Below are 21,669 nucleotides of genomic sequence, written 5' to 3' on the forward strand. Positions count from 1 at the left end.
TACGCGGCCCGCGCGGCGTCTGGTGGCAAAACCGTCAGAGCGGTCTTCCCAAATGTCACAATCACCACACGAGTAACAGGGCGATCCTCGGTCACCCACAATCGGACAGGGCGCTACGTTGTGCCCAAAGGCCTACAATCGACTTTGTCAAGAACTATCGTCGGCGTGTCGCTACCAATTGCAACGGAAAGCCACGTTCCGAACGTCGCAGCAGTTAGGAGGGTAGCCATGTCCCGGCTCGACTCCCTCCTTGCGCTGCGCGACGGTTGGGATGGACCGAACAGCATCGCCGTGTCGAAACAGGCACTTATGAACTACACGCGCTTCATCGACCTACTCGGCCCGCGTCTGCGGATGGATGCCGAACCGATGGCTACGCCAGGTGGCGGCATTCGGATGGAGTGGGAGCGCGGTCCCTATAGCTACATTGCGGAGCTTGAGGGCAACGGCGGCATGTTCCTTTGTCGTCTCGGTCAAACACCGGACGACGACCGCGAAATCGAGTTGCCCTACACCGACCTCCGCATGCTCATGGAGTTCTTCGAAGGCGGCACGGTTGTCCGTTGAGCAGCCGAATCGCGGTAACTTCCTGCCGCCAAGTTCGATGCTGCTATATCGACAAATCAGCCCTGGCAAGGTGAAATCTGACGGTCCCGGCAAGTCTAATTTCGTACCAGAAAACGGTCGTGAGCTTTCGACCCGGCGTGAAGAAGTCACTGCAAAAGGCGCACACGATGCCTATGTCGCAGAGGGCGGACAGTCGGTTGGTACGTGGGGAGTCACTGTTGCGGAAGTACACAACGCCGGGCTTGAGCCTTTTGATGACGAGCACATCAACGAAAATCCGCCGTATCACGCGACGATCTGGTTCCCGGAGAACCTAACTCGCGGTCAACAGGAGCGGTACGCGAGAGAACTTCACACGAGGGCGAGGCAACGGGGCAATAGCGGCTGGTTATACGGCCCCGTGGAAGGCTAAGCGTAGAGGCCCCCTGGGCAGAGGCAGCGAGTGCCGCTGCTGCGGGCAGCGGTGACGCATGCAGGCTCACTGCGGGCACACTTGTTCGAGTTGCCGAGCGTTGGCCTCGGCGGGTCCGTAAATAGTCCGCAAAACCGCCGATTGCTGGGCGTACCGGTGACCGGCTGCAACGGCCTCCACTGACCCGCTGAAGGCTAGCCTGATCAGGGCTAACCCTGAGAACCCGGTGCCTTCTAGGTGCCTTCACGGCTTCGCGTCAACCTTGTGGAAACAGCTTCCCAAGCTGAGAACGCGGGTTCGATTCCCGTCACCGGCTCCACGAAATCGCATCAGCGCATATCCGCGGCGGCCGACGCCCATAGAGAAGTGACTGCCCGACAATCGCGGTGTTCCGGATGGTGGTTGAAAGCCGGTACCGCGGGTAATAGAAGCTCTGGCCAGATGCGCGCCGCCAGCGAACGCCTAGGGAGTCGCCACACCAATGGACAGCTACTCCACCGCGCCACCGTGCGCTGAAAGCCCGCCGCACGCCGAGATCCGCCCCGGCGATTGCCCGATCTCACCGGACGACGATCCGTTCTACCGAGCGCCGAAGGGCTACGAGCACGCTGAACCCGGCACGGTGTTGCGCTCGCGTGACGTGGAGATCGGGTTTCTGGGTCTGATCAGTCAGCGAGTACACGCCACTCAGTTGCTGTACCGCACCACTAATCTGCACGAAGAGCCGGAAGTCGCCGTAACCACCGTCCTCGTCCCGTCGCAGCGCGAGTCAAACGTCGCTGGCCCGGTGCTGTCTTATCAATGCGCGATCGATGCGGTGGCGTCGCGCTGCTTCCCCTCGTTCGCCATGCGGCGCGGTGCGCGACCGATCGGGGGCTTCGTCCAAGCCGAGTACCTGTTGGTGACCGCCGCACTGGCCGAAGGCTGGGCGGTATGCGTACCCGATCACGAAGGCTGCCACGGCATGTGGGGCGCTCCCGTCGAGCCCGGCTACCGGATCCTGGACGGGTTGCGCGCGGCGATGCGATGCGAGCGCGTGAACTTGTCGCCTTCTGCGCCGGTAGGTCTGTGGGGATACTCCGGGGGAGGCTTGGCATCGGCGTGGGCGGCCGAATTGTGTGAGCGATATGCGCCGGAGCTCAATGTCGTTGGTGCCGTTCTGGGTTCGCCCGTCGGAGATCCGGGAAGCGTGGCACGCCGCCTCAACGGCAGCTTCTTCGCCGGTCTAGCCGCGCTGATGATCTCGGCATTGACACAGGTCTTCCCTGGCGCGCGGAACGTGGTGAACGAGCATGCGACTGACCAGGGCAAGGCGCTGCTCGATGAGTTGCAGACGATGACCACGGCCCAGGCGGTATGGAAGTTTCGCAATGTCGATATCGGGTCCTATGTCGACATGACCGCCGACGAGCTGTGGGACCTACCCGAAGTGCGCCACATCTTTGACGAGACCAAGCTCGGCAAGTCCAGGCCGAAGCCTCCCGTGCTGGTCATACAGGCGGTGCACGACGAAATCATCAGCGTTGACGATGTCGACGCCCTGGTGGCCGAGTATGAACGCCTTGGTGCAGCGGTCACCTACCACCGCGACCGGTTCTGCGGGCATCTGCTCTTGCATCCACTGTCGGCGCCCATGACGCTGAGGTGGCTGCGCGATCGCTTCACGAACCGGCCGGTCAACGAGCACAGAACGCGCACGGTGTGGCCCACGATGTTCAACCCGTCGACCTACTTGGGCATGGTCAAGTTGGGCGTCATCACGGCGAAGGTCGTCCTCGGACTGCCTATTGAACGCCAACCGCTGTCGACGACGGATGCGCGGTGAGTCTCCGCAGCGGTCTGCAGGCCCCGTCGCTCGTTTCGGCATTTGACCTGTTCCCAGGGCGAAACCGCACACTGAACACCCACCCCGACCCGCCGGCCCCACACAGGACCGGCGGGTGTATTCGTCGCTGATCATGGGTCTCACGACCCTCGTCGGCTTCAAGGGAGCGCTTGCAGAGCGCATGGCTGGAATTCCGCGGCGTGTTTGCCGCCATGGCCGCGAAGAATCTGCCAAGGTCGCAAGTCTGTGCCAAATACGCGCGCCAGGCGGCACACGACGGGAGATCACGTGAACGAAGCTCGAAGCGCCCTCTACCGGCGCCGTGCCCTCGCCTTGTCATCGGTCGCGGTCACTGCGGCCATGTGGTTGGGTGCCGTACCGCCGGCTTTGGCCGATCCGTACGAGGACGGCGACTCGGCCGAGGTCGTCGATGCTTCCGGTTCCTACGCCGAACCCGTGGAAGAACCGGCCCCGGAGGACCCGGGCGGGCCGGTCGGCGAGGCTCCCGAGCCGGATGCACCGGCACCCGACGAGCCGGGACCGGGCGAAGCACCCGACGAGCCGGGACCGGGCGAGGCGCCGGGCGAGCCGGGACCGGGCGAGGCGCCGGGCGAGCCGGGACCGGGCGAGGCGCCGGGCGAGCCGGGACCGGGCGAGGCGCCGGGCGAGCCCGGTGACCCAGGTGATCCCGGCGACCCGGATACGAACGTCGCCGACCCGGCAATCGATGCCGACACCGCCGACCCCGACATCGCCGAGGTGTCGCAGGGGGACTTCGACGAGGCTCACGGCGCCGATGCGGTGGACGCCGACTCGGAGTCCGCGTCGGAGACGGAGGTCACCGAACTCACGGAATCGCTGGAATCGTTCACCAGCACCACAACCACCACCTCCACCACGTCCTCGACGTGGAGCAGCCCAGTGACGCAATGGAATTCGAGGTGGACCGGCTATGACCGCTGGTATCGGCCCGTCTTCACCAATCCGTACAAAACGCCGCTGCAGATCATCTACCCGTACAACAACACCACCCGCGTCGTCGACGTCCCACCGAGCGGTCGCGCCGTACTCACGGTGCCCAATCCCGGCGTGTACAACTTCACGGCGGTGAACCGCGACCCCTCCGGCAAGCCGGTCACGGTGTCCACTGGAAGCTTTTCCGGTGGCGGCTATCAGCCGGCTCCCGGTCAGCCGCCGCCGCCAAAACCCAAGCCGCCGACGACCTTCAAGAACGTGCTCATACAGCTCAAGTACAAGGACGGAGAGTCGAAACCGTTCCGGGTCAAGACGCTGGCCGATCTCGGCGATGACCCGTCGGTCGGTGGTCACCGCGTGCTTCTCGACGAGGAGACCCCCGCGTGGGGGCGCTGGACCAAGACCGGAGGCGGTGAGCGCTTGTTCGAGATCACCAGCACGCAGCAACTACCGGGACTGGTCGCGCCGTCACAAGGTCCCCTCCCCGGGTACCAGGTTCAGTTGACCAGCAACGAGACTGCGGCGCCGGCCCAAGATACGTGGGTGAAACCGGTGGCCATCGGCGCGGCCGTCGCGGGTGTGCTGGCGATCGGCGCGGTGGTGTATCTCCTCCTGTCAGGCCGTCGGCGCAAGACGGCGCCGTAACGGCCGAACGCGTCGAAGGTCTCGATTCAGCGACATGACGGACACAACCGGGTATTGCCGTGCCCCGTCACCGTGGATTGGCCTGACAGAACCGTAAATTCCTGAGTCACTATGACAAAGGTCTTGCACACATTGGCAATCGCGGTCGCCCTGCCGGCAATCGCATGCGTTGCACTCGCCGGGACGGCGTCCGCCGATCCTCCGCTGCTCAACGGGTCCTACACCGAAGTGGACGGCGACTCCATTCTGGTGTTGACCTTCGCGACCAGCTGCGGTCCTGCCGGTTGTACCGGCACGGTCGCCAGTAACCAGGGATGGCAGACGCCCGCCACGTTCTCCGGCGGCCGCTGGAACTTCACCGTCTCCAAGCCAGGTGGTCTCACCTGCGAAGACGGCAGCTACGAACCGGCCGTGGTGTCGATGTCGGTCGATCCCATAACGCTCAGTGGCGTGCTCTCCTCGGACTCCAATTACGGCTGCGCGGGCGGAGTCGTGACCCAAAGCCCGTTCCAGTTGCGAAAGGTCGGCTGACTCAGCCCCGGATGGCGGTGCGGAACCTGTCCCGGTAGGCCTTCGGCGAGACACCGAGGTGCTCAACGAATGCCCGCCGAAGAGTCTCCGTGCTGCCGAAGCCCGCGAGTTGTGCCGTATCGGTGACGGTGCGGCCGGCGTCGAGTGCTGCTCGGGCGGCATCGATTCGGATCATCTCGACGTACTCGGCAGGAGTCATCCCGAGCTCCGAGCGGAATAGTCGGGCCAACTGGCGAGTGCTCAAGGAAGCGCGCAGTGCAAGCGATTTCACGCTGTGGTTCCCTGCAGGGTTGGCCGCGATCGACTCGGTGACCACTCGAAGCGCTGACTGTGGCGGTGGGTTCGCCTCCACGAGCGCAGAGAATTGCGACTGTCCGCCAGCACGTTTGAGGTAAACGACCAACCAACGGGCCACATCGCGCACGAGGTCGGCGCCGTGATCCTGTTCGACCAGCGCAAGCGCGAGATCGATGCCCGACGACACACCAGCGGAGGTGAAGATGTCGCCGTCCCGGACGAACAGTGCATCCGGCTCCACGGTGATGTCCGGGAAAGCCCTTGCCAATCTCCTGGTTTCACGCCAATGCGTGGTGGCACGCCGCCCCCTGAGTAAACCGGCCTGCGCAAGGATGAACGACCCGGTACAGATCGAGCCGAGCCGCCGAGTCCGATCCGCGAGCGACCTCACAGCCTCGACCAGTGCGCGGTCGATCGGGCGTCCCGGAATATTGTCACTGCCCGCCACCAAGACGGTGTCGGCGGATTCGATGGACGCGATGCTGTCGGTGACACCCAAGCGGATCCCAATCGAGGTCGTCACATCGCGTCCGTCAACCGATGCGATCTTGATCTGGTAGTCGCCGCCGAACCGGTTGGCCTCGACGAAGACCTCGCCCGCTCCGGCGACATCCAGCATCGTGACCTCGTCGAAGACGACAATCACCACCACCCGCGAGAAGGCACCCGCCACCACAGCGTCATTGTGTCGCATTTTGTGGGCCGAACGGCTCATTAGCCGTGTGCGCATGATCCGCCGCGCGCGTTGACTCAATCGCAAGAGTCCAGAACCGAGGAGGCTGACGATGAGCATCGAATCGATCCAAACGTTCGCCGGCATAGCGATCCCCGACAGCGCGCTGGTGCGCGAGGCGACCGACTACATTCGCGACGCCGAAGACGACCTGCTGTTCGACCATTCGCGCAGAGTGTTCCTGTTCGGTGCGCTGCGGGGCAACCGACTGGGGCTGAAGCCCGACCTCGAGTTGCTCTATGTCGCCGCCATGTTCCACGACCTGGGTCTCACCGAGCGCTACCGCACCTCCGAACTGCGCTTCGAAGTCGACGGCGCGAACGCCGCCCGCGACTTCCTGCTCGAGCGCGGCGTCGACGCAGCCGATGCCCGGAAGGTCTGGCTGGGCATCGCCTTGCACACCACCCCGGGCGTACCAGAGTTCCTCGACCCCGAGATCGCGCTGGTGATCGCCGGTGTCGAGGCGGACGTCGTCGGGATCGGCCGCGAAGAGCTCGCACCGGAGGCCATCGACGCGGTGACCGCGGCCCATCCCCGTCCCGACTTCAAGAACCGCATCCTGGCGGCCTTCAACGACGGCATGAAACATCGTCCGGACACCACCTTCGGGACGATGAACGCCGATGTGCTGGCGCATTTCGACCCGACGTTCGAGCGGCAGGACTTCGTCGACCTCATCTTGAACAACAGCTGGCCCGAGTAGCGGGGAGGCTCCCATGTCCATGACGAAGGACGCCGTGCTGACTGTGATGCAGCCCGGCGAAGGCGATGTCGTGCCCATCCCGGGCTTCGGGGCGGTCTTCAAGCTCGTCAGCCGGACCACTGGCGGCTTGGTGTCGATCGTCGAGCATCCGTTCCCGGTCGGCACGATCACCGCGGCGCATCGCCACACGCGCGAAGATGAGCACTCGTATGTACTGGCCGGCGAGATCGGCTTCCGATCCGACGACAGCGAAGTGGTGCTCGGGCCGGGCGGCTACATCACCAAACCCCGCGGCCAGATGCACGCTATGTGGAATGCGGGAAGCGAACCGGGGCGAATCATCGAAATCATCACTCCGGGAAGTGGTTTCGAAAACTACTTCCGCGAACTCGGCGAGCTGCTCATGTCCGGCGAGGCAGCGGCACAACCCGGCGCCCCGTTGCACGAATCAGCCGAGTTCACTGAACTCGCAACGAAATACGGTTTGACATACGCGACGCCGGACTGGTTCGACGACGTCAGACGACGGTACGGTTTGTCTCCCGCGACACATTGACGGTCGACGCCTACTTCCTCAGGGTGAACTGGTTGACGTCGATGTACCCGTCGCGAAACGCCTTGGCGCAACCGGTCAGGTATCGCATGTATCGCTGGTAGACCTCTTCGGACTGGATCTCGACGGCTTCAGGGGGTGCGCCTCGAGCGGTGTGAGGTTGTTGGCCATGACCGGTATCCGCCTCTCCGGGATCGACAGGGCTGCTTGGGACTTCCCGGAAGACCCTCAATGAAACTCGCGCGGCTCCACACCAGTGCCCAGCGATAGGCGGGCGGGGAATTCGATGATATTCACGGCGATTCGGCGATAGTCTGACCTCAGCCTCGCAGTCAACGTCTCGAATTAGCCAAGCATTTCTGCCGAGGCTGTCGAGGGAGGTGTTTCCATGTCCCATCTATCAAGAGTTGTTAGCCGATGCGCCGGTGTGGCGGTTCTCGGATGTGCGCTCGCGGCGGTTCCCGTCATCACCGCGCTGGGCGGTGCTCCCACGCCATCGGTCGCCGAACCGGCATGCAGCGGAAGTGAATCCATTGTCGATGGCACACCTACGTGTGTGCCGGCGCCCACCGCGCCCGGCGTGACCAACTCTGCGCCCGCCCCGATTGACAACCAGCAGCAAGACGGCGGGCATCACTGACGAAAACCTCAGCGCAGGTAGGTTTCGTCCCCGGTCGGGTAACCGCCGCCGCGGGTCGTGATGTGCACATGGTCGTAATGGCCGTAGCCGCCCCGCTGTGCGCCATCTGGCGTGTAGTAGACACCGCGCCAGATCGCATCCTGCAAGCCGAAGCGCTTCGCGTTGCGCAGGACGTAGGAGACGATCTCGTCGCCCAGGGCAATCCCCTCGGCGCTGCCGGGATTGGGAATCATCACGTCGAGCGCCAAGCCGTTGGGATGCCACCTCAGCGAATCGGGTCGCACGCCACCGATATTGCTGATCTCGGGGAAAGCCTCGCTGATGGCCCGCGACGCCAGGATCGTCTTCACCTGCAGGCCGCCCTCAGGTGCGATGCCGACCGGCAGAGATCGATCGACGGTGCGGTAGCGCGCCGCCGCAACCATGGCGTCGGCCGCAATGCCGGGACTGACATGACCGACGGCCGCCGCGGGTGCTATCGGCGGGGCCGCAACGATCTCCAAACAGCACGGTTGACTGTCGGCAACCTCTTCGACGACGGGCTTGCTTTCCGGGGCCGGACGAGCCTGAAGGTGGACGTCTCCCCCGACCGCGAAGAAGACGGCGGCCGGGCCGAGCACTGCGGCCACGCCCATCGGTGACGTGCGCCGCTTCTTGGCTACGGAGTGCCGACCCACGCAGGGTTGTATATCAAACCGTTACATTTGCCGCAATCCGGGACGATCCGCTGGGCCGGCGCTCGGCCAGGGTGGATCATCTCCAAGCGTGACGGGACTGCTCGAAGACAAGGTCATCATCGTCGGGGGCCTCGGCGGCATCGGAAACGGGCTGGCGCGCAGGTTCACCGACGAGGGAGCCCGTCTGGTGCTCGGCGATATCGACGCTGAGCTGGTAAGACGCGTCACGGACGAGATCGACCCGGCGGGAGAGCGGATCCGCGGCACGCATCTCGACGGCTCCGATGAGCAGTCCGTCAGCGCCGCGGTCGCATTGGCTGTCGACACCTTCGGCCGCCTCGATGGCCTGCATGTGAACTTCACCAACGCCGCGGATGCCTATCTGCCCGGCGGGGTCGTCGAGCTTCCGCTCGAAGCGTTCGACGAGGTGATGCGCGTCAACACCCGCGGGTTCGTCATCTGCGCCAAGCACGCCATCCCCGCGATGGTCGACAGCGGCGGCGGTTCGATCGTGTTCACCGCTTCCATCGACGCCTACAACGGCGCGGGCACCCGAGTGTCGTACGCCATGAGCAAGGCGGCCGAATTGGCGCTGATGCGACATATCGCGCGTCGGTACGGACCCAAGGGCATCCGATGCAATGCGATCGCGCCCGGGTTGATCTGGCACTACAAATTCGACCAGCAACCGATGCCTGACGGCGTCGTCGAACAGGCCCGCGCACGGCAGATGATCAAGTCCCGGTTCGGGACGCCGAACGACGTCGCCGCGTTGGCCGCGCTACTGCTCTCCGACGACGGCAGCTTCATCACCGCGCAGACGATCAGCGTCGACGGCGGTGTGACGTTCCGCCCGTAGATCTTGCTCTGTTCGGGTACGGACTGATTGGGCACTGCCACCTGCGGGAGGAGTAGCCTCAGAGCCTGATTCACCGCAAGAACGGGGACACGATATGGACCTCGTGCTCGGCCTGTCGATGACGTCCAGCACGGTTCGGTGGGTGCTCGTCGAAGGCACCACCGGCGAAGGAGCCACCGTCGACCGCGGATCGTTCGACTTCGACGCGGAGGTCGATCCCGACGATCTGCTCAACGTGGCGCTCGCCGATGTCGCCGACGGCCCGATCCACGCCATCGGCGTCACCTGGACCAACGAGGCCGAAACCGTGGCGTCCGATGTGCTGGACGCACTTGCCGCCCGCGGTTACGGCAACGCGATCGCCGTCTCCGAAGTGGAAGCGGGCGATGTGCTGGCGGCGGGCATCGCCGAGATCGCCGACTACGACGACGTCGCGGTGTGCATCGTGGAACCCGACGCCGCGGTGGTCGCGATGGTCGACCGCGACGGCGTGACCGTCGATCGCATCGCACGACCCCTTGACGGCGCGGACGTCGTCGAGCTGCCCAGCAGCGTGATCGCCATGCTCGAGCTCAACGAATGGCGGCCGCAGGCCATTTTCGTGGTCGGGTCGGCCCGTGACGTCGAGCTGATCACCTCGACGCTCGGCGGCGTGACGGATTCGCCGGTGTTCTCGGCCGCTGAAGCCGACCTGGCGTTGGCACGCGGAGCGGCGCTGGCTTCGGCGCGTGCGGTGAACAGGCTGGACGCCCCGGCGACCAAAGGACCGTCGCGGGTCGGGGCGCTGGCATCGGTTCTCGTCGCCGCCGTGGTGACGTTCGTGGTGTCGACCTCGACAGCCGTCGGCCTAACTTTGACGAGCGACAGCGCGTCCACGCGCCAGGACCCGCGCGCCGCTGACGAGGAACCCGTGGCCGTCGCGGACCAGGCGCCACGCCCCGTCGAGAACGAGATCCACAGCAAGAAGGTCACGACGCCCGCCGAAGCGAAGCCGGTCGTCGCACAGACCATCGCGGTGGCCGCCCCGCCGCCGCCCGCCGCTCCCCCGGCCGAACCGGTCTACGAACCACCGGCCTACGTACCACCCGCGCCGGCGTACACCGCGCCCGAACCCGCCTACACGCCGCCGGCCCCCGTCGACACTGCCCCCGCGTACACGCCGCCGGCGCCGGTTTACGCGCCACCGCCTGCACCTGCTTATGTACCGCCTCCGAAACCGCGGCTACGCGACCGCATCATCGAGCGGATCCCGATCATCAACCGGTTCCACGAGCCGGAGTACACGTACGGGCGCTAGGCCTACGGGCAGGCGGCCGGTGCGTCGTCCCGCACCGCACGGTTGGCGGGTAACGTGTAGGTGACCGTCGCCTCTGCGTGCTCAAAGCCCTTGTTGGACACCACATGTGGGACACCGGCAGGGACGAAGATGGCCTGTCCGGCGCCGAAGACCGCAGGTACGCAGCCGCGGGCCGTCTGCAGACTCACCTCCCCGCCGTTGATCACCGAGTACTCCGGACCCGGGTGGGTGTGCCAGCCGCTGCTCGACTCCGGTGCGAGCACGAGGTTCTGCACGTAGAGGGTGGTCGGCTGGCCCACGGAGACGATCGCGATGGGCGCATCCGTCGTGCCCTTCGCCAGGTCGGTGCGCTCGATGTCGCCCTCTGCGGGTGTGGCGGCCGCCGACGGCGCTGCCATCGTCGCCGTGATCACCAGGGCCGCCGCGACGGAATGTAACCGGTTCATCGCCGCATTATCCGACAGCTGGAGCTATGGCACCGGCTGGTAAGGGTTCTGCGGCACCTGGATCGGGATCGGCACCGGCACGAACGGCACAGTCAGGTAGGTCGTCGTCATCGGCGTGGTGGTCGCCGTGGCGGAAGTAATCGTCGTGGTGGGCGCGGTGGTCGTGGTCGTGGGCGGGGTTGTCGTTGTCGTTGTTGTCGTCGTCGTAGTTGTCGTTGTCGTCGTGGTGGTGGTCGTCGGTTGTGTCGTGGTGACGACGGTCGTCGTCGGCGGTGGAGGCGGAGGCGGCGGTGCTTCGGTGGTCACCGGCGGAGGGGGCGGGTCGTTGGGCAGCGTGACGGTTTCGACGGGTGGCGGCGGCGCCTCGGGTGCGACCGGTTCGGGCGGCGGTGCCGACGGCGGTGGAACCGGCGCCGTCCGCGGCGCCTCGGTCACGCCGGTACTGCCGGTCGCGCTGGTCAAGGCGATTGCCACTCCGCCGACGGCGACCACCGCGATGGCTGCCGCAACGCCCATCACCAGCCCCGGCAGTCGCTGCCAGATCCGGGGTTCGTCGATCGGCCCCGTCGTCGCGGCCACGTACTGCACGGGCGGCGGGCGCATCGGCCCAGAGTCATGCGGGGTCTCGTAGGGACCCGAGCCGGTGTAGGGCACGGGGTCGTCCGCCGCGTCGTCCTGCGACCAGGCCAGCGCGCCGACCGTCGATGTCCCCGGCGACTCGGTCTCCGTCGGCGGCACCGGCGCCAGACCCGTCGGGGCGTCCGCGGCAACCACGGGCGCCAAGCCGGTGCGCGCTTCGGCGGCCGAGGTGTACGCGCCGATCAACGCGGCGCCCTTGGCGGCGTCGAGCCCCGGTTGCGCGGTGGCGAACACCGGCATGCCGGAGTGCTCGGACAGCCGCCGCCGAATCAACGGCATGCCTGCGCCACCGCCGACGACGACCAGCGCGGCGACGTCCTTCCAGCCAACCCTGTTGCGCTGCAACGTGTCATCGATCGCGGACAAGACACCTTCGAGCGATGTCGCGACCAAAGCCTCGAGCTCATCTCGGGTCACCCGAACCACCGAGTGATGTTTCGGCAACTCCACATCGACGTCGGTCGCTTCGTGTGTCGACAACCGTTCCTTGGCGTCGCGGCACTCTTCTCGCAGCCGCGACAGTGACCCCACGGCGGCTGTGCTCGTGGGGTCGTCTCCACCCGAAGGCAGCCCTGCGAGGATGTGGCTGAGCAGCGCCTGGTCGACAAGGCCACCGGAGAACTCCGTATGACGGGTGGTCTCGTCGATCGGTTCGAACGCGTCGCCCGCATCGGCCAGCGTGATGCCGGTCGCGCCGCCGCCGAAGTCCACCAGTGCCACCACACCCTGTGTCGGGATTCCGAGATCGGTTTGCAGCGCGGTCAGCGACGCTTTGGCATCCGAAACGAGTCGGGTGGTCGTACCGTCGGCGCCGAAGACGGGATGGCCCCGCAGCGCGCTGCGCAGGGTCCGAAGGGTGGCCGGTCCCCAGTGCGCGGGGACGGCGAGCGTGACGTCGGACGCCGGCGCACCGCTGGCTTCGACGAGATCGGCGACCGCGGCGACCAACAGCCGGTCGGCCGAGTGTGACGATCCGTCCGCGGCGACCAGTGGCACATCGTCGCCGACCCGCTCGACGAACCCGGACATCACGGTGCCGTCCGGCACGGTGAATACCGAACGACGGAGCACGGGCTGATCGGCTCGATTGTCGATGCGTACCGCGACCAAGTTCGTCGTCCCGATCGACAACCCCAATGGGTCGCTCATAACGGACCACACGATAGTCCTCCGACCACCGGGAACCGGTCAGACACTCCGTGCGAACCCCGTTCGGCCGCCACGGTTTTGGGGTGGGCCAAACGGGTACCTGCAATGCCATGACATCTCTGTGGCTAGCAAACCGCGTCGAGCGGCCGGCACCGCCGGACCCGTTGGTCGAATCGGACCGGTCGGCCGACGTCGTCGTGGTCGGCGCCGGAATTACCGGCCTCATCACCGCGGTGCTCTTGGCGCGGGCCGGCAAGGACGTGTTGGTGCTCGAAGCACAACGCGTCGGGGCGGGCGCGACCGGCAATACCACCGCCAAAATCAGCCTGCTGCAGAGCACCAAACTGTCGAAGATCGTGTCCAAACACGGCGCCGGGACCGCCAAGCAGTACGTCGAGGGCAACCGTGAGGGCCTGGAGTGGCTGGTCCAGCACTGTGAGGCGCACGGGCTGTCGGTGCAACGCGAGGACGCCTACACCTATGCACAATCCGAGAAGGGTGCGTCCTCGGTGCGCCAGGAGCTCGAGGCGTGCGAGGCCGCGGGATTGGATGTCGACTGGGTCGACGACGCCGACGTGCCGTTCCCGTTCCACGGTGCTGTCCGGTTGGCCGACCAGGCACAGTTCGATCCGATGCCGTTGCTCGACAGCCTGGTCGTTGAGCTCGACGAACGGGGCGGACGGCTGGCGCAAGGCGTTCGGGTGCAGAAGGTTTCGAACGAGGGCGACAAACTGGCCCTGAATGTGCGCACCACCGCAGGTGACGAATTCGACGTGCACGCCAAGCAATGTGTCCTCGCGACGGGCATCCCCATCCTGGACCGTGGCGGCTTCTTCGCTCGCCTCAAACCGCAACGCTCCTACTGCATGGCCTACAAGGTGCCTGGCAACATCACACGGGGCATGTACATCTCGGCCGACTCGCCGACCAGATCGCTGCGTTATGCGCCGACGCCGGAAGGCGATCGGTTGATCGCCGGTGGGGCGGGGCATCCCGTCGGCCACGAGAAGAGCCCGGCCTCGTCGGTGCAGGAACTCGACCAGTGGACGAAGCTGCACTTCCCCGGCGCGATGCAGACCCATTACTGGTCCGCACAGGACTACTCACCCATCGACGAGTTGCCCTACGTGGGCCCGATCCTGCCCGGCAACGACAAGATCTTCGTGGCAACGGGTTTCGACAAGTGGGGTATGACCAACGGAACCGCTGCCGCACTGGCGCTGTCGAGCCGCATCCTCGGAGGCCGGATGGACTGGGCGCAGGCCTTCGACAGCTGGAGTCCGCACGAGTTGTCGGGCATCCCCAAGGCGATGCAGACCAACGCGCAGGTGGCGCTCTATCTGACGCGCGGGTGGATCACTCCGGTCACCAGGATCCTTAACCGCACCCCAGAGGAGGGCGGCGTGGTCAGCGGCCCGCCATGGGACCTGGAGGCGCGAAGCGTGGTCGACGGCCGCGAATACCGCGTGTCGCCGGTGTGCCCGCACCTCGGCGGCATCGTCAACTGGAACGACGCCGACGAATCGTGGGAGTGCCCGCTGCACGGCTCACGCTTCGCACCTGACGGAACTTTGCTGGAGGGCCCGGCGACTCGCAACCTCACTGCGGCGCAGTAGTTTTCGGCTTTTCCGGCAGGAAACGCCGGACAGCAACCGAGCCGATGATGCCGACAGCGATCAGCGTGATCGCGACGGTGTCGGACGTCGAATCCGACACCCAGCCGACGATTCCGGTGACGGTGAGAAACGGTGGAAGCCAGTCGATGGCACCCGACCACGAGTCGGACTCTCCCGTCGCGTAATCGGGGTAGAACTCGGTGAACGACGCGGCGAAGACGACGGCGCCGATGGGAATGATCCAGGCGGTCCAGAAGTTGTCGTTGTCACCTAGCACGGCATCCCCGATCGCACCGGCGATGGCGGACACGACGAACGCGCCGGCCCAGGCGCCGGTGATCGCATAGTTGATTCGCCGGAACGGTGCGGTGTCCCAGTGCTCACGAGGCGTCGTGTCCTTGGCATAGGCCATCGTGAAGGGACGGCGGGCGATCAGCGTGCCGACCGCGAACACGGCCAGCACGATGTTGCTGAGTTCGCCGGCCCACAACTGCAGCCAGTCGATCACCCCATCCGGTGCGAGGAGTCCCAGCACTGCAAGCACACCGAAATAGGCAATGGTCAGCGCCTCGAGGGAATGGACCGGCACACCGCGGCGCGTGCCGACCCACAGCGTCAGCAAGGCGAGGCCGAGTGCCGCAGAGGCGGCCTCCTCGAACCGGCCGGGACCTGCGACGATCGCCATGAGGATCCACGGCGCCAGCCCCGCGAACGGAGATTTGACATAGGCGTCGAGAAATTTCATGAGCGGACTGTACGCGCTGAAGGGGTGTTGTGCTGCAATGTCGGGCATGGATGACATCGACGAAATCCAGCAAGTGAAGTTCCGCTACCTGCGCGCGCTGGACACCAAACACTGGGACGAGTTCGCCGACACCCTCACCGAGGATGTGGTGGGCAAGTACGGCGAATCGATCGGCGAGGAGCACCACTTCACCAACCGCGACGAATTGGTCAAGTTCATGCGCGACTCGCTGGGCCCCGAGATCATCACCGAACACCGGGTCACCCATCCCGAGATCACCATCGACGGTGACGAAGCGACCGGCACCTGGTATCTGCAGGACCGGGTGATCGCACCGGACTTCAACTTCATGCTGATCGGCGCGGGCTTTTATCACGACAGGTACCGGCGGACCAGCGAAGGATGGCGGATCAGCGAAACCGGTTACGACCGCACATATGACGCGTCGATGTCACTCGAGGCGTTGAACTTCAAGGTGAAACCCGGTCGCGCGCTGAACATCTGATTCACTGAGCAATTGCGATCAACGCTCCAGGCCGAAGCCACCGCATGATCTCGACCAGCTTGCCGTCATCGATCGCCACGCACCCGGCCGTCGGTCCGCCGTCGGTGGCGTGCACGAAGAACGCGCCCCCGTTGCCGGGCACCCGGGCCTTGTTGACCCCCATCACGACCGCGTGCACGTACTGCGGGATCTGGAGGTTCTCGGTGCCGCTGGCGGGGTCGGTGTCAAACGGGCACTGCGCCTTCTTGCAGACCTGCATGGTGTTGTAGGTCGGGCTCTTCATGTCGCCGTCCCACCAGTGGTCCGGCCCGACCTGCACGTACGGGAGGCCTCCGCCGGGGTTGGGTTCGGTGCCGAAGGCGAAATCGAGTGTGAAAACGCCCATCGGCGTTTTCATTTCGCCGTCGTGGCTCTGCGGAGTCATGCCGTTTGCACCGATCCAGGCCGGTATGCCCGCCGCGACCGGTTGCCAACCCGCCCCGGTCCGCTGGTAGACATCCATCTTGGCCTTCGAACCACCCACGCCGACAACGGAAATCGCCTGGGTGGCCGAACCCACCGACCTCGCGAACCACGGTATGGTCTGCGCCTGGCCGACGGGCGCGACCGCAACAGTCAGCAGGCCCACACACAGCAGGATCAGCAGTCGGCGCACCGACACATGCTAAGGCGCGGTGCGCTGCACTTCGGGTAAGCCACGCAACCACGAAGACCATTCGGCTTGTTCGGTTTCCGCGACTGCGGCGGCATCATCGCCGTAAAGGTAGATGCTGGCCATGACGAACGCCTGGTCGGCGACCGTGCAGGTGCCCACGATCGCGACACCCTCGGCCGGTTGGTCGATGCGCATCATGAGTTCCCGAACGGTGCGGTCCTGGTGCACGCGTTCGACGACGCCGGCCAGGCGGGGTGCTCCCTTGGACGATTCTCGCCGTTCGTCCACGTTGGCGCCCATCAGATTCAGCGCGCCGGTGACTTTCGACCACGCCTCCAACTCGCCGCCCGGATAACCCGCCATGACGCGCACCGCCGCCGAGCGCCGCCCCGGGAAGTGTGCGAGATAGATCTTGAGTACCTCGAAAAAGCCGGGCCAGCCGGTCTCGAAGCTCTCGAGTTCGTCGTCCCAGTCGTCGCGATCGGTGAACAGGCTGTGCACCATCCGGATCACGCACCGGTCGCCGGAGCGACTGGTGACCGTGACTTCGGTTGCCACCGGCGGGGCGTCGCCGCTCCAGTTGTATTCCTCGTAGGCGAACCGGTGCGGCGGATCCCACACGGTGACCTTGCCGGAGGAGCCGCCGGCGCCGCAGTTCTCCTCGCCGAGATCGAAACTGATGTGGCCGCCGACGTGTTCGTCGACTGAAGTCGGCGTGAACCACGCGCTCATCCCCGCACCAGTGGCGATGGCCTGCCACACCTGCTCGGGCGATCCCGGTACGAGCACCTCCATCGCGACCTGGCGCAGCCCGGAATCATCTTTGCGTAAGGGCATTCTCAGTCCTCCTTCGGTGAGGGGTACGCGGCCACCAGCAATCGGTAACCGCGTGCTTGCGGATCGGATTCGTCGTGATAGCGCGCCACGAGTGAGGTGACCGCCTCGGAGACTTCCCGGGTGAACTCCGCCCGGTCGGCCGGCGAGCGGAAGCGGATCGCGGTGTCGATCGACAGTGTCGCCAGCCTCTTGTCCTTTTCGCGCGCGGCCGCCCAGAGTTCGCCTACCTCCCGCACAGCGCGGGCGGCCAGGGCGATCAGGTAGCTGGCAGACAGACGGTCGTTGGTGCGGCCGGGATCGGCGGCGACGGGTCCCATCGCACCGGGCGACACGACGTAGGACGCGGCGGTGGCGACCAGCAACCGCTCACGTAGCCCACCCCACCGGCGCTCACCGGCTGCGGCGACAAGCCGGTGCTCCTCGAGTGCGCGCAAGTGATAGTTCACCTTCTGCCGCGAGATCCCGACCCGTGTGGCGAGCGCCGCCGCGGAGGCCGGTTCGGTGAGCTCGGCGAGCAGCCGCCCGCGGATCGGGTCCAGGGCACTGACCGCGGCCGCGGGATCGTCGATCACCTCCACGTCGAGCATGACGCCACGATGCTATTGACAAGATTATTTGTCAATAGGCGTGGATACGTTGGGGAGATGGATATTGCGCAGGTTGTCGGCCGACCCGTAGGCCTACGGCGAATCACGCACGGTCTCGGCGCGCTCGACCAGGAGGTCTTCGACGCGATCGCCGAGTCGCCGACCCCGCTGCTCGACACCGTGATGCCACCGCTGACCCGTGCTGCCGACCACTCCAAACTGTGGTTCGCGATCGCGGCTGCCCTGGCTGCCACTGGTAAGCCGAGCGCGCGGCGCGCCGCGGTGCGTGGGGTGCTCACGCTGGCGGCGACGAGCTTGATCACCAACCAGGGCGCCAAGCGCATCCGGCGACGGCCCCGCCCGCTGTTCGACTCCGTGCCACTGGTGCGTCGCACGCGGCGCCGACCCACGTCGAACTCGCTTCCGTCCGGGCACTCCGCCAGCGCTGCCGCCTTCGCGGTGGGCGTCGGACTGGAGAGCGCGTCGCTCGGTCTTCCCCTGGCGCTTCTGGCGGGGCTCGTCGGGCTGTCCCGCGTCGCCGTCGGCGCGCATTACCCCGGAGACGTGATCGCCGGATTCGGTCTGGGTGCGGCGGTTGCGGTGCTGGGCGGGCGGGTGGTGCCTCCAATGGTGCCGACGAGGCTTCCGACCGCGGATCCGCTGCGGGTGGAAACGCCGCCGCGACCAGAGGGGGAAGGTGTGGTGCTGGTCGTCAATCCCGCGTCTGGCAGCGGGACCGGAGCAGACATTCTCGAAGAAGTCCGAGAGGCGTTGCCACGCGCGGAGATAGTCGAGCTCTCCGGAGACGACGACTTCGCCACCGCGTTGCGCTCGGTGGCTCAGCGCGCCGAGGTTCTGGCGATCGGGGGCGGAGACGGAACGGTGTCGTGTGCAGCGGCGGCCGCCATCGAGGCGGGTGTGCCGTTGGCGGTGTTCCCGGGGGGGACGTTCAACCACTTCGCGAAGGACATCGGTTGCGACACGGTGAAAAAGACCGTGGCCGCGATTCGGCAGGGCAGCGTCGCCTGCGTCGACATGGTGTGTCTGAACGAAAAGCAGATGGTGGTCAACACCGCGAGTATCGGGGCGTACCCGGCGTTCGTCCATACGCGAGAAAAGTACGAACGCAGGATCGGCAAGCCGCTGGCCGGGCTCTACGCTATGTATCACACGTTGCGGCACGAGGACCCGGTCCGGATTCGTTACGACAACAAGACCTTGCAGACGTTTTTGTTCTTCCTCGGCAACTCGGCTTATTTGCCTTCGGGATTCGCGCCGTCGCGGCGGGACCGGATGGACGACGGGTTGATGGACGTCCGGATCCTCGAGACCGGCCACCGGTTCAGCAAGCTGCGCATTCTGGTCGACGTCGCGCTCGGCCGGCTCGAACGCAGCCCGTTCTACCACGAGATGCGGGTCCCCGAGTTCGAGTTCACCGCGGTCGACGGTCCGACGCTGTTGGCGCACGACGGCGAGGTCGGAACCGAGTGTGAAACGGCCAGCTTCAGCGTGCGATACCGGGCGCTTCCGGTGTTTCGTCCGCTTCCGTGATCGGTCGCGACGGCCGCACGATCAGAAGGCAAAGCACGAAATAGGCGTAACCCAACGCCCATCCGGACACGACGTCGGTCGGGTGGTGAACGTTGAGCACCACACGGCCGATGCCGATGAGGATGACGATGCCGATGCCCGCGGCGATGAGCCATGCGCGTGCAGCTGGACGCATGGCAGGCAGAGCGACAGTCAGCAGGGCGAAAACGGCGACGAGCACCCCGAGGGCGTGGCCAGAGGGGAACGATGTTCCCAGTGCGGTGACGAACGCGGTGTCCGGGCGGGGACGGTCGGCGGCTCCCTTCGCGAGCTCGGTGACGAGTCCGGCCAGTTCGACAGTGACGATCAGAAATATCGCGATGCGGATCCGGCGGCGCACGAACGCGACGACGATGAGAGCAATGGTCACCACGCGGAACATGCCGGGCCCCAGAGCGAGGCAGAAGACATCCCATCCGAGCACCCATCCCGGATGGTCTACGCCGATCGGGTAGAAGGCGTCGATCGCCGCGGAATCGAAGTCGGCCAACCACGTCCACTGCTGTGCCACACCGATCCACAGCAGGGCATACACCGCGACCGCGGCCAGCGCCGATACCACCAGCCGAGGTGTGTGTGATGCCATCGTCCACCTCTACCACGTGGATCGTCGGGCCGTTAGTGTGGCTGCTCATGGCGGTGTTCCTGCGCAAGCTGCTCCGTATCGGCGGTCTACCCGACGATATGCGGGCCGAGGTGGAAGCCGAGGGTGTGCTCTTCCTCGCCGAGTACCTACCGGTGACCCGACGGTTCAGTGGCAAGATCCCGGGACGACGTGCGAATGCGAACGTCACCAGCTATGCGGGCTCGCTGGCGTTGACCAATCAGCGTGTACTCGCCACGATGTCGACCGTTCCGAAATTGGCTGGCCGCACCATCGATCAACGATGGGACGCAACGCAGTCCGGGACCGTTGCCGTCGAGCTCTCCCCGGCCGGTATGCAGCTCGCTGTCGACATCGCCGGCGTCGATTCGCGCTTCAGCGGCGAACTGTCGATGCATTACAAGGTCTCCATTCCCGACGACATCCTCTCGCGCCTCCCCAGACGATCGCTGTCTTTCGATGTCCCGCCGGAATATGTGTTCCGCGCCGTAGGAGTGCCGTACCACCCCTAGCCTGACCGGTGCGGTGCGCGGCACGGTCAAACCCACCACGGTCGCCGACCCGGCAGCTGCGCGTCCGGCCGACCTCGTGCAGCGTCGGTTCGTCAGCACCCAACCGGCAATGGGCGACCGATCTGACCTTCGTGTCGACCTGGTCGGAATTTGCCTACGTTGCCTTCGTCGTCGATGCCTACGCACCCAGAATTCTGGGCTCAACGCAGAAAGAGACGGGCTTCCCACATGAGGGACAACACCATACATCGTTGAGCCGCGAGAGGCTCAGTTCACCTGGGCCACCACGAAAATACGCCGAAACGGGAAGAACGTCATACCGTCCTTCCGCCTCGGATACGCGGTGTCCAGCAGCGGGATCAACTCAGTGCGGAACTCCTCCCACTCCGCGCGGGTGAGCCTGCTGCGCACCGGGCGTAGTGCCGTTCCCGCGATCCAGTTCAGCACTGGATCCTCGCCGGTCAACACGTGCACGTAGGTGGTCTCCCACGCGTCGACCGCGCAACCGGCGTCGGCCAGCAGGTCTGCGTACTCAAGCGGACCCTTCACCGGTGACTCCCGAAACCGGAAGTCGCGCAGTCGTTCTGCCCATCGGTCACGCCTGGCGAGTTCTCCCACCGTGCGATGTGACGGCGCGTCGAAGTTCCCGGGTACCTGCATCGCGATCCACGAACGTGCCGGCAACTGTTCGGCCCACCTGATGAGTAAGCGTGGATGGTCGGGCACCCAATGCAGGGTGGCATTGCTGATCACGACGTCGGTATCGGGTTTCGGCACCCAATCGCCGACGTCACCGACGTTCGCGTCGATTCCTCTGTCGCGCGCGGCCAGCACCATTTCCGGCGAGCTGTCCAATGCCTCTATGCGAGCCTGCGGCCAACGCTGAGCCAACGTGGCCGTCAGATTGCCCGGCCCACAACCTAGATCCGCAACCCGCCGCGGGGCATCGGCTCCGACCCGCGACAACAGGTCGAAGTACGGGCGTCCGCGCTCGTCGGCGAACGCCAGATATGCGTGGGGGTTCCACATGCTGACAGTTTGACACCGCACAATCGGGATACCATGCGGAA

General features: G+C 65.7%; 23 protein-coding genes and 2 pseudogenes. 14 read left to right on the forward strand and 11 right to left on the reverse strand.

All coding sequences use genetic code 11. The annotated features are described in order from the left end of the window. The first annotated feature begins 228 nt into the window (after positions 1 to 228). The 5 genes from AAHH99_RS14465 (at position 229) to AAHH99_RS14485 (ending at position 4,955) form a co-directional block, all read left to right on the forward strand. On the forward strand, positions 229 to 567 hold the full coding sequence (locus tag AAHH99_RS14465) for a hypothetical protein (RefSeq protein WP_418769218.1): 339 nt from the start codon (positions 229 to 231) through the stop codon (positions 565 to 567). Beyond that, a complete protein-coding gene (locus AAHH99_RS14470; RefSeq protein WP_418769219.1) occupies positions 557 to 979 on the forward strand; it encodes a hypothetical protein in 423 nt (140 codons plus the stop codon). Before AAHH99_RS14465 ends, AAHH99_RS14470 begins: the two co-directional genes overlap by 11 nt. Positions 980 to 1,460: 481 nt before the next feature. Beyond that, positions 1,461 to 2,804: a lipase family protein gene (locus AAHH99_RS14475; RefSeq protein WP_418769220.1), complete on the forward strand. Its 1,344-nt coding sequence runs from the start codon at positions 1,461 to 1,463 to the stop codon at positions 2,802 to 2,804. Between the two features lie 288 nt (positions 2,805 to 3,092). Further along, positions 3,093 to 4,424 (forward strand): hypothetical protein, encoded by a 1,332-nt coding sequence (locus AAHH99_RS14480; protein WP_418769221.1) that lies wholly within the window; start codon positions 3,093 to 3,095, stop codon positions 4,422 to 4,424. Between the two features lie 111 nt (positions 4,425 to 4,535). Continuing rightward, complete coding sequence (locus AAHH99_RS14485) at positions 4,536 to 4,955, forward strand: hypothetical protein (RefSeq protein ID WP_418769222.1); 420 nt, start codon at positions 4,536 to 4,538, stop codon at positions 4,953 to 4,955. Between the two features lies 1 nt (position 4,956). Here AAHH99_RS14485 and AAHH99_RS14490 read toward each other — a convergent pair whose 3' ends face one another. Beyond that, complete coding sequence (locus tag AAHH99_RS14490; RefSeq protein ID WP_418769636.1) at positions 4,957 to 5,946, reverse strand: GlxA family transcriptional regulator; 990 nt, start codon at positions 5,944 to 5,946, stop codon at positions 4,957 to 4,959. A gap of 91 nt (positions 5,947 to 6,037) precedes the next feature. On the opposite strand from AAHH99_RS14490, the gene AAHH99_RS14495 reads away from it, so the two are divergent. Both AAHH99_RS14495 and AAHH99_RS14500 read left to right on the forward strand, forming a co-directional pair. Beyond that, positions 6,038 to 6,688 carry an HD domain-containing protein gene (locus AAHH99_RS14495; protein WP_418769223.1) on the forward strand — a complete coding sequence of 217 codons (651 nt, stop codon included), beginning with the start codon at positions 6,038 to 6,040 and terminating at the stop codon, positions 6,686 to 6,688. Positions 6,689 to 6,701: 13 nt separating this feature from the next. Further along, positions 6,702 to 7,244, forward strand: coding sequence for a cupin domain-containing protein (locus tag AAHH99_RS14500; protein WP_418769224.1), 543 nt, complete (start codon positions 6,702 to 6,704; stop codon positions 7,242 to 7,244). 10 nt (positions 7,245 to 7,254) lie between these two features. Here the strand turns inward: AAHH99_RS14500 and AAHH99_RS14505 are convergent. Continuing rightward, positions 7,255 to 7,404: pseudogene (locus AAHH99_RS14505) on the reverse strand (class I SAM-dependent methyltransferase); the annotation flags it as partial. A 485-nt stretch (positions 7,405 to 7,889) separates the two neighbouring features. Continuing rightward, entirely contained in the window at positions 7,890 to 8,558 is a 669-nt protein-coding gene (locus AAHH99_RS14510; RefSeq protein WP_418769225.1) for a hypothetical protein, read from the reverse strand. Between the two features lie 88 nt (positions 8,559 to 8,646). On the opposite strand from AAHH99_RS14510, the gene AAHH99_RS14515 reads away from it, so the two are divergent. Then, a complete protein-coding gene (locus AAHH99_RS14515) occupies positions 8,647 to 9,417 on the forward strand; it encodes an SDR family NAD(P)-dependent oxidoreductase (protein WP_418769226.1) in 771 nt (256 codons plus the stop codon). A 94-nt stretch (positions 9,418 to 9,511) separates the two neighbouring features. After that, positions 9,512 to 10,714, forward strand: a complete 1,203-nt coding sequence (locus AAHH99_RS14520) for a DUF7159 family protein (RefSeq protein WP_418769227.1) — start codon at positions 9,512 to 9,514, stop codon at positions 10,712 to 10,714. A gap of 2 nt (positions 10,715 to 10,716) precedes the next feature. Here the strand turns inward: AAHH99_RS14520 and AAHH99_RS14525 are convergent, their stop codons facing one another. Both AAHH99_RS14525 and AAHH99_RS14530 read right to left on the reverse strand, forming a co-directional pair. After that, positions 10,717 to 11,160, reverse strand: coding sequence for a cupin domain-containing protein (locus tag AAHH99_RS14525; protein ID WP_418769228.1), 444 nt, complete (start codon positions 11,158 to 11,160; stop codon positions 10,717 to 10,719). Between the two features lie 24 nt (positions 11,161 to 11,184). Next, a complete protein-coding gene (locus AAHH99_RS14530; protein ID WP_418769229.1) occupies positions 11,185 to 12,948 on the reverse strand; it encodes an Hsp70 family protein in 1,764 nt (587 codons plus the stop codon). Between the two features lie 110 nt (positions 12,949 to 13,058). Between AAHH99_RS14530 and AAHH99_RS14535 the strand changes: the two genes are divergently transcribed. Next, positions 13,059 to 14,564, forward strand: coding sequence for an FAD-dependent oxidoreductase (locus AAHH99_RS14535; protein WP_418769230.1), 1,506 nt, complete (start codon positions 13,059 to 13,061; stop codon positions 14,562 to 14,564). Here AAHH99_RS14535 and AAHH99_RS14540 read toward each other — a convergent pair. Further along, positions 14,548 to 15,309, reverse strand: a complete 762-nt coding sequence (locus AAHH99_RS14540; RefSeq protein WP_418769231.1) for a hypothetical protein — start codon at positions 15,307 to 15,309, stop codon at positions 14,548 to 14,550. The genes AAHH99_RS14535 and AAHH99_RS14540 overlap by 17 nt on opposite strands. A 46-nt stretch (positions 15,310 to 15,355) precedes the next feature. On the opposite strand from AAHH99_RS14540, the gene AAHH99_RS14545 reads away from it, so the two are divergent. Next, positions 15,356 to 15,814 (forward strand): nuclear transport factor 2 family protein, encoded by a 459-nt coding sequence (locus tag AAHH99_RS14545; RefSeq protein ID WP_418769232.1) that lies wholly within the window; start codon positions 15,356 to 15,358, stop codon positions 15,812 to 15,814. A 1-nt stretch (position 15,815) separates the two neighbouring features. Here AAHH99_RS14545 and AAHH99_RS14550 read toward each other — a convergent pair whose 3' ends face one another. Genes AAHH99_RS14550 through AAHH99_RS14560 form a run of 3 tightly spaced genes read right to left on the reverse strand, consistent with a single transcriptional unit; the run spans position 15,816 to position 17,893 of the window. Continuing rightward, entirely contained in the window at positions 15,816 to 16,469 is a 654-nt protein-coding gene (locus AAHH99_RS14550; protein ID WP_418769233.1) for a L,D-transpeptidase family protein, read from the reverse strand. Between the two features lie 9 nt (positions 16,470 to 16,478). Further along, positions 16,479 to 17,306 (reverse strand): SRPBCC family protein, encoded by an 828-nt coding sequence (locus AAHH99_RS14555; RefSeq protein WP_418769234.1) that lies wholly within the window; start codon positions 17,304 to 17,306, stop codon positions 16,479 to 16,481. Between the two features lie 2 nt (positions 17,307 to 17,308). Next, positions 17,309 to 17,893: an ArsR/SmtB family transcription factor gene (locus AAHH99_RS14560; protein WP_418769235.1), complete on the reverse strand. Its 585-nt coding sequence runs from the start codon at positions 17,891 to 17,893 to the stop codon at positions 17,309 to 17,311. 57 nt (positions 17,894 to 17,950) lie between these two features. Here AAHH99_RS14560 and AAHH99_RS14565 point away from each other — a divergent pair, with 57 nt between their 5' ends. Then, the gene (locus AAHH99_RS14565) at positions 17,951 to 19,444 is read left to right on the forward strand and encodes a bifunctional phosphatase PAP2/diacylglycerol kinase family protein (protein ID WP_418769236.1); all 1,494 of its coding nucleotides are present in this window, start codon (positions 17,951 to 17,953) and stop codon (positions 19,442 to 19,444) included. On the opposite strand, the gene AAHH99_RS14570 is transcribed toward AAHH99_RS14565, so the two are convergent. Further along, on the reverse strand, positions 19,398 to 20,069 hold the full coding sequence (locus AAHH99_RS14570; RefSeq protein WP_418769237.1) for a phosphatase PAP2 family protein: 672 nt from the start codon (positions 20,067 to 20,069) through the stop codon (positions 19,398 to 19,400). The two genes, AAHH99_RS14565 and AAHH99_RS14570, sit on opposite strands and share 47 nt — an antisense overlap. Before the next feature lie 47 nt (positions 20,070 to 20,116). Between AAHH99_RS14570 and AAHH99_RS14575 the strand changes: the two genes are divergently transcribed. Then, a complete protein-coding gene (locus tag AAHH99_RS14575) occupies positions 20,117 to 20,599 on the forward strand; it encodes a hypothetical protein (protein WP_418769637.1) in 483 nt (160 codons plus the stop codon). Positions 20,600 to 20,633: 34 nt separating this feature from the next. Continuing rightward, positions 20,634 to 20,799: pseudogene (locus tag AAHH99_RS14580) on the forward strand (IS3 family transposase); the annotation flags it as partial. A gap of 67 nt (positions 20,800 to 20,866) precedes the next feature. On the opposite strand, the gene AAHH99_RS14585 reads toward AAHH99_RS14580, so the two are convergent. Further along, positions 20,867 to 21,628 (reverse strand): trans-aconitate 2-methyltransferase, encoded by a 762-nt coding sequence (locus AAHH99_RS14585; RefSeq protein ID WP_418769238.1) that lies wholly within the window; start codon positions 21,626 to 21,628, stop codon positions 20,867 to 20,869. Between the last annotated feature and the right edge of the window lie 41 nt (positions 21,629 to 21,669).

Origin of the sequence: Mycobacterium neumannii, from assembly GCF_048452905.1 — a bacterium.
Taxonomy (GTDB): Bacteria; Actinomycetota; Actinomycetes; order Mycobacteriales; family Mycobacteriaceae; genus Mycobacterium; species Mycobacterium neumannii_B.